The sequence below is a fragment of the Haemophilus sp. SZY H36 genome, from assembly GCF_018829625.1.
Classification (GTDB): domain Bacteria; phylum Pseudomonadota; class Gammaproteobacteria; order Enterobacterales; family Pasteurellaceae; genus Haemophilus; species Haemophilus haemolyticus_K.
On the sequence record NZ_JAHKKA010000003.1, the window covers coordinates 186,067 to 198,248 of the forward strand.

A 12,182-nucleotide genomic window follows, 5' to 3' on the forward strand; every position below is an offset into this window, starting at 1 on the left:
TATTGTAATAGATTTTCTACTGCTTAGCCAAAAAACTCTGCGAAAAACAACCGCACTTTTAATCCCCAATAACTCGTGAGGCCGGTCGTAACAAGATCCATTTTGCCTTTACTCAACAGCACAATTGTGGGCGTTACATTAATTTGCCATCGTTCTGCAAATTCCCCTTTAGGATCGTTAACCGTAGTGAAGTGGTAGTCATTTTTACTTAAATAATCATTTACGTCCGCCTCATTACCTGAACGTAACGCCACCGATACAACTTGATAGCCTTCTTTCGCTAAAGAATTAATTGCTGGCGAAGTATAGCGACAATAACCACACCAAGTTCCCCAAAAATAAAGCAGCGTAGGTTTATTTTGGTCAAGGCTCTCAAGAGAAAAAGAGTTCCCTTGAAGATCTTGTAGTGTGATTTTATTTATTTCCTCAGGCACTACAGGGCGACGAACAAAATCCAGTATGCTACTCATCACAATAAAAGTTAAAAAGAGGGATAATCCATTCTTAAGTAGTTTTTTAATCTTCATTTTCTTTATTCCTTACCGCATTGAGATGATTGTAATCAAGCATAAAAGCACAGTCAAAAACAAGGGATTTTTGCTACAATAGGTAAAACATAAATAAGGAGGAAAATAATGACACCGAATCAACTTGCTCAATATATCGATCACACCGCACTTACCGCAGAAAAAAATGAACAAGATATTTTGACACTCTGTCATGAAGCGATTGAACACGGATTTTATTCTGTATGTATCAATTCTGGTTATATTCCACTCGCTAAAGGAAAACTTGCTGGATCAAATGTAAAAATTTGCACCGTAGTTGGCTTCCCTTTGGGGGCGAATTTAACCTCTGTCAAAACATTTGAAACACAAGAATCCATTAAAGCAGGTGCAAATGAAATTGATATGGTAATTAATGTAGGTTGGATAAAATCGCAAAAATGGGATGCCGTAAAACAAGATATTCAAGCAGTATTTAATGCTTGTAATGGCACGCCATTAAAAGTGATTTTAGAAACTTGTTTGCTCACTAAAGATGAGATAGTGAAAGCCTGTGAAATTTGTAAAGAAATCGGTGTGGCTTTTGTTAAAACATCAACAGGCTTCAATAAAGGTGGATCGACCGTAGAAGATGTTGCATTGATGAAACAAACGGTTGGCAATATTGGTGTTAAAGCATCAGGCGGCGTACGCGATACTGAAACGGCACTTGCAATGATTAAAGCGGGTGCAACTCGCATTGGTGCAAGTGCAGGCATCGCAATTATTAGTGGTACGCAAGATACCCAAAGCACTTACTAATCCTTTCACGCGTGGTATTCTCACCACGCGTTTTTACATATTCGACAATTTCTGCAGCAAACGATCCATTGCTCGATAGCCCAAGGCCTCCGCCAAGTGCGGTTGAAAAATTTGTTGTTCTCCTTGCAAATCAGCAATGGTTCGAGAAACTTTCAAAATACGATGGTAAGCCCGTACAGAAAGCCCCAGTTTATTCAGCGCATTTTCAAGGAAAAATGCATCTTTATCACTTAACTTGCAATCACGTTCAATCTCTTTACTATTCAAATAAGCATTAATTTTTCCCGCTCTTTCCATTTGAATCTCACGTACTTTTAACACTTTTTCACGAACTTGAGCACTGGTTTCGCCACGATCGCCCGTATTTTGTAAGCTACCTTGTGGCAATAAAGGCACTTCAATAGACAAATCGAAACGATCTAAAAATGGTCCTGAAAGTCGATTCAAATAACGCATAATTTGTTGTGGTGAAGTGCGGTTATGTGTTCCAGTATAATGGCCCGTCGGGCTTGGGTTCATCGCTGCTACTAATTGAAAACGAGCTGGAAATTGGATTTTGGCATTAGCACGAGAAATAATAATCTCACCACTTTCTAAAGGCTGACGTAGTGCATCTAACACCTTTCGCTCAAATTCTGGAAGCTCATCAAGAAAAAGTACACCATTTGTTGCTAAGGATATTTCACCAGGTTTTGGGATCGTTCCGCCTCCAACTAAAGCAGGCATTGATGCACTATGGTGCGGTGCGCGAAAAGGACGTTGTTTCCAATTATGAAAATTTAACTCGTTTTGAACTAAACTCGTTACAGATGCCGTTTCTATCGCTTCTAAATCTGTCATTTCAGGTAAAAGTCCTGTTAATCGACTAGCTAACATCGTTTTTCCTGTACCCGGTGGGCCAAGAAAGAGCAAATTATGCTGCCCAGCTGCGGCAATGGTCAATGCTCGTTTGGCATGCTGTTGTCCAATAATATCTGTTAAATCTAATGTATTTTTACCCGAAAAACTTACCGCACTTTCTTTCACAATTTCAGTGGCGAGTGGTAATTTTTCCTGACCATTGAGAAATTGCACCACATCTAAAAGCGTTTGCGCAAAATAAGTATTTTGATCAGACACAAGCGAGGCTTCATTGGCATTTTGTTTCGCGATAATTAACTCTCGCTTTGACTTTTGCGCAGCAAGAATAGCGGGAATTACACCGTGAACGCCACGTAATTGCCCCGTCAGCGCAAGCTCAGCCACAAATTCAAATTGCTTTAAACGGCTTGCATCAAGCTGATCCGATGCAGCTAAAATTCCGATGGCAATAGGCAAATCAAATCGACCACCTTCTTTCGGTAAATCTGCAGGTGCGAGATTCACGGTAATTCGTTTAGCTGGGTATTTAAATTGTGCATTCATTAACGCGCTACGCACTCGATCTTGTGCCTCTTTCACCGTTTTTTCGGGCAAACCAACAAGCGTAAATCCTGGTTTTCCGTTGCTTAAATGCACCTCAATGGTGACAAGCGGTGCTTGCACACCCATAGAAGCACGGCTGTAAACAATAGCAAGGGACATGATAATCCTTAAAGTGCGGTAAAAATGAAAATAGTTTTTGCACTATAAAAAAAGCACATAATGAAATCATTCATCATGTGCTTTTCTTGCGATCTAGATCGCAAAATTTACATTTTATTCCGCAAAAAGTGGCGAAAACCAAAAATCTAATTTCGCTGCAAGTTTATCAATACCAATTTTATTTTGTGCAGAAAAGGCTTCTACTTGAATATCACCTTGGAATGGAAGAATCGCTTCGCGCACCATTTTCACTTGTTTACTACGTGCACTTTGACTCAATTTATCGGCTTTAGTAAGCAATAAAAGTACTGGTAAATCTGCTGAAACCGCCCATTCAATCATTTGTTGATCAAGGTCCTTAAGCGGATGGCGAATATCCATCAGCACAACCAATCCCGCCAAACATTCGCGTTTTTGCAAATATTCACCTAATGATTTTTGCCATTGGATTTTCATTTGCTCTGGTACAGCTGCGTAGCCATAGCCTGGTAAATCCACCAATTTACAATTTGGTTCTACTTCAAATAAGTTAATGAGTTGTGTGCGCCCTGGTGTTTTTGAGGTACGGGCCAAATTTTTTTGATTGGTTAATGCATTAAGTGCGGTCGATTTTCCCGCATTTGAACGACCCGCAAACGCAATTTCAATGCCCGTATCTTCAGGAATAGAACGAATATTCGGCGCACTCGTTAAAAAGTGAGTTTTATGGTAATTAAGTTTAATTTCAGACATAAGGATTCCTTTTAAAATTGCGCTTAGAATAGCATAAATAATCCTGTTTCCGAAATGACACGGATTAACTCAAAAGGTAAATTAAGAGATAAAAAAATGCGAAATCAAAGAGATTTCGCATTCAAGTCTAAAGAATAAACTTATTTTCTTGCAAGAGGCGGGACAAACATTAATCCTAAATCCCAAGGCTGTTCAATCCAAGTATTTTGAGGAATATCAATCACATAATCATCAACTAGTTCTGCCCCTGCTGGTTTTGCAAATACTGTCACAAATTTTGCATTTGGATACATTTCACGGATTGCACGTGCCGTATTACCTGTATCAACTAGATCATCAACTATGATGAAACCTTCCCCGCCATTTGGTACCTGTGCAGCGTGAAGAACCTGCAATTCACCTTGATTATTGTGGTCATGATAACTTGCAATACAAACGGTTTCTACGTGGCGAATGCTTAACTCGCGAGCTAATACTGCAGCAGGGAATAAACCACCGCGACTCACGGCAATAATACCTTTCCATTGGGATGCTGGAAGTAAACGCTCTGATAATTTACGAGCATGCATTTGGAACATATCCCAAGTCACCACATATTTTTCACTCATTTTAATACCCTAAATTTTGTCAATAAATAAAAATTGCGTAAGGATAACCTGAAATAGCATTTTATGCTATTATTTCCTCAAACTTTTTCAATAAAAAGGAGAAACTATGTCTGAAATTACAACACTTCAACCTGAATTGCTATGGAAATGGTTCGATCAAATTTGTGCAATACCACATCCATCTCATCATGAAGATACACTTGCAAACTTTATTGTTAACTGGGCAAAAGAAAAGCATTTTTTTGCAGAACGTGACGAGGCGGGTAATGTATTAATTCGCAAACCAGCAACAGCAGGTATGGAAAATCGCACACCTGTTGTATTGCAAGCCCACTTGGATATGGTGCCTCAGGCTAATGAAGGTAATCCGCATGATTTCACTAAAGATCCGATTCGTCCTTATATTGATGGTGATTGGGTAAAAGCAAAAGGGACAACGCTTGGTTCCGATAATGGTATTGGTTTAGCATCTACATTAGCCGTTCTTGAAAGCGATAATATCGCACATCCACCACTTGAGGTCCTTCTTACCATGACAGAAGAAACAGGAATGGACGGTGCATTACACCTCCGTCGTAATTGGCTACAATCGGACATTCTTATCAATACTGACACTGAAGAAGTCGGAGAAATTTATATCGGTTGTGCCGGAGGAATTAATGCCAATTTATCAATACCAATTCAATGGGAAAACAACACTTTTGAACAATCAATTCAACTCACATTGAAAGGTTTGCGTGGTGGACATTCAGGTTGCGATATTCATACTGGACGAGCTAATGCAATCAAAGTTATGGCTCGCGTATTAGCGAAACTTTCACAAAACACTTCTCCTTTCCAGCTTGCAGAAATTCGTGGTGGTTCAATTCGAAACGCTATTCCTAGAGAAGCTGTTGCGATTCTAGTTTTCAATGGCGAACCTCATGCTTTTGAAAGTGAGGTAGAAAAACTAAACATTTTATTAAAAGAAGAATTATTCATTGCTGAACCTAACCTTAAGCTTTTCTTAGAATCATCGGAAAAACCACAATCTATCTTTACCTTAGAATCAACAGAAAAAGTCATTCATTTATTAAACGCATTACCTAACGGCGTCATTCGTAATAGCGATGTAATCAAAAATGTTGTCGAAAGTTCACTCAGCATTGGGGTATTAAAGACCGAAGAGCACAGTGTGAAGGGAACTATTTTAGTACGTTCATTAATTGAAAGCGGTAAAGATTATGTAACAGAATTATTAACCTCTGTTGCCAACCTTGCGGGTGCGAAAACTGAATTTTCAGCACCATATCCAGGTTGGAAACCAGTCAATGATTCCTCCATATTAAATCTTACCCAAAAACATTATGCTGCAGTGTTAGGCAAACAACCTGATATTAAAGTCATTCATGCGGGTTTGGAATGTGGATTACTCAAAGAGCATTATCCTAATATCGAAATGATTTCTCTAGGACCAACTATCCGTAATGCGCATTCACCAGATGAGAAAGTACAGATTTCTACTGTCACAACCTACTGGAATGTATTAGTAAATGTATTAGCTGATATACCAGTTAAAGCTTAATAAATAATAAAAAGCGATGGAATTTCAATATTTTTATCGCCTTTTTAAATATCTCAAAATAAACAAAAAAGAGATAAAAAAATACCGCACTTTAATATCTCAAAGTGCGGTAATTTTTATTAATATTTTTAACTACACATCATAAGTGGTAGAGGCAGTATTCCCACCACGACCTGTCCAGTTGGTGTGGAAGAATTCACCGCGTGGTTTATCAGTACGCTCATAAGTATGTGCGCCGAAGTAGTCACGTTGTGCTTGCAATAAGTTTGCCGGTAAACGGGCTGAAGTGTAACCGTCTAAGAAGGTAATCGCAGATGCCATACAAGGCATTGGGATACCCACTTCGATCGATTTTGCCACCACTTTACGCCAGTCGCTTAATGCGTTTTCTAAAATGCCTTTGAAGTAACTATCTGAACCTAAGAAGATTAAATCTGGATTTGCTTCATATGCATCACGAATGTTACCTAAGAAACGGCTACGGATAATACAACCTTCACGCCATAATAATGCGGTTGCACCGTAGTTGATGTTCCAGCCAAATTGTTCAGAGGCTTCACGAATCAGCATAAATCCTTGTGCGTAAGAAATGATTTTTGACGCCAATAATGCTTTACGCACAGCTTCAATCCAAACTTTTTTGTCACCTTCAACTGGAACAACTGTTTTATTGAATAATTGATTTGCTGCAACACGTTGATCTTTAAATGAAGACACACAACGAGCAAAGACGGATTCAGTGATTAAGGTTAATGGAATACCAAAATCTAATGCGTTGATACCCGTCCATTTACCTGTCCCTTTTTGACCAGCGGTATCTAAGATTTTTTCAACTAATGGCTCACCATCTGCATCTTTATAACCAAGAATGTCGGTGGTGATATCGATTAAATAACTATCAAGTTCAGTTTTTTTCCATTCTGCGAAGATGGCTTGCATTTCTTCATAGCTTAAGCCTAAACCTTCTTTTAAGAATTGGTAAGCCTCACAGATTAATTGCATATCGCCGTATTCAATACCATTGTGAACCATTTTCACAAAGTGGCCAGCGCCTTCACTGCCAACCCAGTCACAGCAAGGTTCGCCTTGTTCTGTTTTAGCTGAAATTGCTTGGAAGATTGGTTTCACATATTGCCATGCTTCGTGGTTACCACCTGGCATGATAGATGGCCCATGGCGCGCGCCTTCTTCACCGCCCGAAACACCCGAACCGATAAAGCGGATGCCTTTTTCAGCCAATGATTTTACACGACGGTTGGTATCTGGGTAGTTTGAGTTACCACCATCAATAATGATGTCGCCTTCTTCTAAGTGCGGTAATAATGCCTCAATGAATTGATCCACCACATCACCTGCGCGCACCATTAACATCACTTTGCGCGGTTTTTCTAATTTAGCGGCTAAATCTTCTAAAGAGTATGCACCAATAATATTGGTGCCTTTTGCCGCACCTTGTAAAAATTCATCCACTTTTGACGTGGTGCGGTTATACGCCACCACTTTAAAGCCGTGATCATTCATATTTAAAATGAGGTTTTGCCCCATTACGGCTAAGCCGATAACACCGATGTCGCCTTTTACTGACATTGTTTTCTCCTGTTGGTAGGGTACAGGTTGTTGTACCGATTTGAATACTTTGGTGCAACAAGTTGCACCACATGACTACACGCAAAAAGTGCAGTCGTTTTTTCAATTATTTTTTATTTACGCTGGCGCGCGTCTCCCGACGCGAGCCTTACAAATTTAGTAAGTTATCAGCACGCGTCAGAAGACGCGCGCTATCAAAAACGTTGATGGTCGGATAAATCCAACCTTCTTATTAACGAAATTAGTAGGCCTCTAGTTTATCTATTTGCTCTCTATTATCGATACTTCTTAGTAAATAGTACTCAGGAATCCATACAAAAGGTAAAGACAATAAATGAAAAGTTATTATACTTTTAGATATAAGGTTTATCTCAATACTAATACAAAGTATGAAAAACAACCAAATAAGGAATAAAAGCCAAGAAAATATTTTATAAGAACTAGATTTTCTAAATAATAGGTAACTGAACTTATCTTTATACATGGGTTCTATTACTGTTGAGTTGTTTTTATATAATAACTTTATTAATTTTTCTTTTATTCCTCTAGTTATTATATTTAACTTAACCAAATCAGAATTCTTATCATTCTTTAATATGGTTATTAATAATATTATCTGTTTATCGTCTAATCCTTTAAAATAAGATATTGTTCTAAAAAATAATTGTCGTTTAATTCTCCTCCATTCTGAGATGGAGGCAAAATTTTCTATAGCATAACTTAAATACTCAAAATCTTGTTTTTTTTGAGAATAAGAAAAAGTCTTTTGAGAAATCCAAATAGCAATCCAACCAGTTATAATTGTTGCAACCAAGCTACTAAAACTGACTAAAATACCAATGGTGTTAGATTCTAAGTTCATAATCCTATTAAGCCATTAATTAATTGAACCCACGATGGCACACGTTTCGAAACGTGTGCCTTTGCCACAAACACACGCTATGAAGTGTGCACTATCAAACAGATTACTTTTGGTTAATGAAATAATGTAATTTAATATTTTTTCTGTTTGCTGGTTTTTCTAAATCGGCTTTATCGCTTTCACTGTCGCCCATCATATAGATACCAACATTTTTACCGACTTTCATCACGTGTTCTAATGCATAAAGTGCGGTGGCTTTATTCACTATTTGACTATCGCCTGCCACGCCGACATTAGCATTATCCATCGCCAAAATCTGCATTATATTTGAGGCCGACGGAGAGCCTGAAGTTTTGATCATTCCAACAATCATAGTATTGGAAACTGCATTGCTTGCTGCCGGAATCTGAACCACAAAAGTGTGGTCATTTTTCGGCATTTTCATTATAAGCTCATCAATATTAATGCCGGAAGAACAAGCAACAAGCACGGCTGCTAAGGCAATTATTAAAAGTTTTTTCATCTTTTATCTCCATTTAAGTGGGACTTATCGCACGATGGCTCGCATCATCAGTAATCCATCTTCTTGCGGCAAAAGTGCGATTACTTTTCCAAGCGTTTTTTAACTCTTTGTCCATGCACTCATGTGCTGCGTAAACCCAATATGCGGATAATAATCCACCACTTGTGGAGCAGATAAAAGCACAATTTTGTGCTTGTGGGTGCAAGACTTGTTTAGTGTGTTCAATAAACTACAAGATAATACCTTGTTTCTGATATTCTATAGCAAAACTTCTTTTAAATTTCTCTAATTAAAGAGCTGCCTTGCTCTAACGTGTCTAGCCACTGCCATTTTTCATAGCCGATGAGTTTATTACTCTTTTCTAAAGAAAATGTGGTACAACAACGCCCCAAACGGTTTTCTAGAGATTGATTTAAATGTTGATACGTAAATTCAATTTGAATATCGTCAATCCATTTCCCAATTAAGAAGCCTTTTAAAATTTCACCGCCACCATATTCGGCCCAAATCATTTTACCTTGTTGATGGTAATGAAATTCGGTTTGGCTACTCACTTCACCATTTGCGGTGTTTTCAACAGCAACAAATTTTTTATTATCTAAATTCAACATTAAGTCACTCCGCATCTGATGTATCTATATTTTAATCTTACTTTAATCCATACAATGCTAATAAATTAACTCTTCGTCCATGCACTCATATGCTGCGTAAATCCAATATGCGGATAATAATTCACGGCTTGTGGAGCAGATAACAGCACGATTTTGGCTTGTGGATGTAAGGCTTGCTTAGTGTGTTCAATCAATTGCAATCCAATACCTTGCTTTTGATATTGTTCATCAACCGCTAAGTCAGATAAATAACAGCAATAGGCAAAATCCGTCACAGAACGTGCTACGCCCACTAATTGTTTATCATCCCAAGCAGTGACTAATAAATCCGCATGGTGCAACATTGTCGCGATACGTTTTTCATCCTCTAACGGACGGCGTGCCCCGAGCGTTGTTTTATTTAGCAATTCAATAAATTGTTTAACTGAAATCGGTTCATTCACTTTGTAGTCTATCATTTTGCAAGCCGGTGATATTTGATACTCAACTTGTTATAGCAATTTAGCCGCCGCTTTATCCAAATACCATTCCGTCACCCCATTTTTTGCTTTAATTTTGGCAGCAGGGTAAGGCAGATTTTGTGCAGGAGTCGTTTGGATTTCTTTTAAAATGTTCGCTTTGCTTTCGCCAGTGACCAAATAGGTAATGCGTTTGGCTTGTTCAATGAGCTTGGCTGTTTTAGAAATGCGAATTTGACCACTTTCAGGGTGCTTAGCAATGACAGCTAGATTTTCATCATCAAAATTGGTTTGATGTGGGAAGAGAGAAGCAGTATGGCCATCTGTCCCCATACCTAAAATAATCCAATCAAAAACTCCGTTTGGAATGACCGCACTTAATTCTTCTGCGAAGCGTTTTAACTCAAAGTGCGGTTCATTTTCACCACGAATTCGATGGATATTTTCTGCTGGGATTTGAATGTGATCGAATAAAAGTTTTTGTACTTCGCCATAGTTGCTTTCAGGATTAGATGGCGGAACCATACGATCATCTCCCCACCAAAAATGCAGATTTTTCCAGTTAATTTGTTCCGCATAAGGTGATTTGGCTAGAGTTTTAAATAATAACTTAGGTGTTGAACCACCAGAAAGGGAAATATGCACAGGATGATTTAATTGGCTATAAATCACAAATTCTTGTGCAATTTTATCGACTGCGTGTTGAGCCGTTGGGAAGCTGATATAGTTCATTGATTTTCCGCTGGGCTTTAGCCCACAATTTATTATGTTCGATATTAAGAGAGGTGGGCTAAAGCCCACCCTAGATTAGATGAATTAAACTTTTTTCTTCATTAATCCACTTGGTTTACGCCAAACCTTACCTTGTTTTGCGATTAATTTATCGGCAGCCACAGGGCCCCAAGTGCCAGCTTCATATTCATGAATACGACCACCATTCGCTTTGTAATCTAAAATCGGTTGCACAAATTTCCATGCAGCGTGAACAGCATCAGTACGCGCAAACAAAGTTGCATCGCCTTTCATCGCATCAAGCAATAAACGCTCGTAAGCGGTCAGCACTTGTGCGCCTGCTAAATCGGCATAACGGAAATCCATTGATACTTCTTTTGCTTCAAAACCTGCACCTGGTTTTTTCAAACCAAAACGCATTGAAATCGCTTCATCAGGTTGAATACGAATAATCAATTTATTCTCTGGTGCATTTTGACTGAATACAGGATGTGGCGTAGTTTTAAAATGGATCACAATTTCAGTTACGCGAGCAGGTAAGCGTTTACCCGTACGGACATAGAACGGCACACCAGCCCAACGCCAGTTTTCAATTTCACAACGTAATGCGATGTAGGTTTCAGTGCGAGAATCTGCCGGTACGCCTTTTTCTTCTAAATAGCCGTTTTCCATTTTGCCGTTAATTTCAGCCGCAGTGTATTGGCCTAAAACAAGGTTATGCTCCATATCTTCGGCAGTTAATGGACGCAAACTATGCATCACTTTTGCTACTTCATCACGCATGGAGTTCGCATTAATAATCGCTGGCGGCTCCATTGCTACCATCGCTAATACTTGCAATAAATGGTTTTGGAACATATCGCGCATTGCGCCAGAACCATCATAATAGCCACCTCGCTCTTCCACACCTATAGATTCTGCACCAGTAATTTCCACATAATCAATGAAATTACGGTTCCAAAGCGGTTCAAACCAACCATTTGAGAAACGTAATACGAGCAAGTTTTGAACGGTTTCTTTACCTAAATAATGGTCGATACGATAAATTTGGTGTTCTTCAAAGAAACGATGGATTTGTACGTCTAACGCTTGCGCTGTTTTTTCATCGTAACCAAAAGGTTTTTCAACAATAATACGTTTCCAGCCATATTCTTCCGTATTTAAACCATGTGCCGCCAAACACTCAGGAATCACGCCGTAAAGGCTTGGCGGAGTGGACATATAGTAAAGGGTGTTACCACAGGTTTGATATTTATCGTGAAGCTCGTCTAAGCGTGGAACAAGTTTGCCATAATCTTGAGCATCCGAAGTATTCACAGCTTGGTAATAAAGATGGGAGCAGAAAGCATCTAAGGTTTCTGGTGTTGTTTCTTCATTATGGATTAACGCCTCACGCATTTTTTCGCGGAAAGTTTCATCGTTCAAGTCAGAACGTGCAACACCTAGAACGGAAAAGTTTTCACTCAAACGCCCGATTTTATAGAGATTATAAAGAGCTGGAATGAGTTTACGGTGAGTTAAGTCACCAGACGCGCCAAAAATGACGATACAGTTATTATCAGTTTGCATAATTATTCCTTATAAGATTCCGAGTAATGTCGAAAATAATGCCGTATTCTAGAGAAAAAAACCAAT

13 protein-coding genes and 1 pseudogene are annotated in these 12,182 nt (G+C 38.8%); 2 read left to right on the top strand and 12 right to left on the bottom strand.

Translation table 11 applies throughout. The annotated features are described in order from the left end of the window. Nucleotides 1–23 precede the first annotated feature (23 nt). The gene (locus KP713_RS06910; RefSeq protein ID WP_215770230.1) at nucleotides 24–527 is read right to left on the bottom strand and encodes a protein disulfide oxidoreductase; all 504 of its coding nucleotides are present in this window, start codon (nucleotides 525–527) and stop codon (nucleotides 24–26) included. A gap of 108 nt (nucleotides 528–635) precedes the next feature. On the opposite strand from KP713_RS06910, the gene deoC reads away from it, so the two are divergent. Next, complete coding sequence (deoC, locus tag KP713_RS06915) at nucleotides 636–1,307, top strand: deoxyribose-phosphate aldolase (protein WP_215770231.1); 672 nt, start codon at nucleotides 636–638, stop codon at nucleotides 1,305–1,307. A gap of 33 nt (nucleotides 1,308–1,340) precedes the next feature. Here deoC and KP713_RS06920 read toward each other — a convergent pair whose 3' ends face one another. The 3 genes from KP713_RS06920 to gpt form a co-directional block, all read right to left on the bottom strand. Then, the gene (locus KP713_RS06920; RefSeq protein WP_215770232.1) at nucleotides 1,341–2,870 is read right to left on the bottom strand and encodes a YifB family Mg chelatase-like AAA ATPase; all 1,530 of its coding nucleotides are present in this window, start codon (nucleotides 2,868–2,870) and stop codon (nucleotides 1,341–1,343) included. Between the two features lie 114 nt (nucleotides 2,871–2,984). After that, complete coding sequence (yihA, locus tag KP713_RS06925; protein WP_005632793.1) at nucleotides 2,985–3,602, bottom strand: ribosome biogenesis GTP-binding protein YihA/YsxC; 618 nt, start codon at nucleotides 3,600–3,602, stop codon at nucleotides 2,985–2,987. A 140-nt stretch (nucleotides 3,603–3,742) separates the two neighbouring features. Next, the gene (gene gpt, locus KP713_RS06930; protein WP_048953410.1) at nucleotides 3,743–4,210 is read right to left on the bottom strand and encodes a xanthine phosphoribosyltransferase; all 468 of its coding nucleotides are present in this window, start codon (nucleotides 4,208–4,210) and stop codon (nucleotides 3,743–3,745) included. 106 nt (nucleotides 4,211–4,316) lie between these two features. Here gpt and pepD point away from each other — a divergent pair, with 106 nt between their 5' ends. Next, nucleotides 4,317–5,774, top strand: a complete 1,458-nt coding sequence (gene pepD, locus KP713_RS06935; protein ID WP_215770233.1) for a beta-Ala-His dipeptidase — start codon at nucleotides 4,317–4,319, stop codon at nucleotides 5,772–5,774. Nucleotides 5,775–5,906: 132 nt separating this feature from the next. On the opposite strand, the gene gnd is transcribed toward pepD, so the two are convergent. The 8 genes and pseudogenes from gnd to zwf form a co-directional block, all read right to left on the bottom strand. Beyond that, a complete protein-coding gene (gene gnd, locus KP713_RS06940) occupies nucleotides 5,907–7,361 on the bottom strand; it encodes a decarboxylating NADP(+)-dependent phosphogluconate dehydrogenase (RefSeq protein ID WP_215770234.1) in 1,455 nt (484 codons plus the stop codon). Between the two features lie 241 nt (nucleotides 7,362–7,602). Then, nucleotides 7,603–8,223 (bottom strand): hypothetical protein, encoded by a 621-nt coding sequence (locus KP713_RS06945; protein WP_009499573.1) that lies wholly within the window; start codon nucleotides 8,221–8,223, stop codon nucleotides 7,603–7,605. 103 nt (nucleotides 8,224–8,326) lie between these two features. After that, the gene (locus KP713_RS06950; protein ID WP_215770235.1) at nucleotides 8,327–8,746 is read right to left on the bottom strand and encodes a hypothetical protein; all 420 of its coding nucleotides are present in this window, start codon (nucleotides 8,744–8,746) and stop codon (nucleotides 8,327–8,329) included. Nucleotides 8,747–8,845: 99 nt separating this feature from the next. After that, a pseudogene (locus tag KP713_RS09010) lies at nucleotides 8,846–9,005 on the bottom strand (GNAT family N-acetyltransferase); the annotation flags it as partial. Nucleotides 9,006–9,021: 16 nt separating this feature from the next. Then, on the bottom strand, nucleotides 9,022–9,357 hold the full coding sequence (locus tag KP713_RS06955; protein WP_215770236.1) for an avidin-fold protein: 336 nt from the start codon (nucleotides 9,355–9,357) through the stop codon (nucleotides 9,022–9,024). 65 nt (nucleotides 9,358–9,422) lie between these two features. Continuing rightward, complete coding sequence (locus tag KP713_RS06960; protein WP_215770237.1) at nucleotides 9,423–9,815, bottom strand: GNAT family N-acetyltransferase; 393 nt, start codon at nucleotides 9,813–9,815, stop codon at nucleotides 9,423–9,425. A gap of 33 nt (nucleotides 9,816–9,848) precedes the next feature. Next, on the bottom strand, nucleotides 9,849–10,547 hold the full coding sequence (pgl, locus tag KP713_RS06965; RefSeq protein ID WP_215770238.1) for a 6-phosphogluconolactonase: 699 nt from the start codon (nucleotides 10,545–10,547) through the stop codon (nucleotides 9,849–9,851). An 84-nt stretch (nucleotides 10,548–10,631) separates the two neighbouring features. Continuing rightward, the gene (zwf, locus tag KP713_RS06970) at nucleotides 10,632–12,116 is read right to left on the bottom strand and encodes a glucose-6-phosphate dehydrogenase (RefSeq protein WP_215770239.1); all 1,485 of its coding nucleotides are present in this window, start codon (nucleotides 12,114–12,116) and stop codon (nucleotides 10,632–10,634) included. Nucleotides 12,117–12,182: the final 66 nt, after the last annotated feature.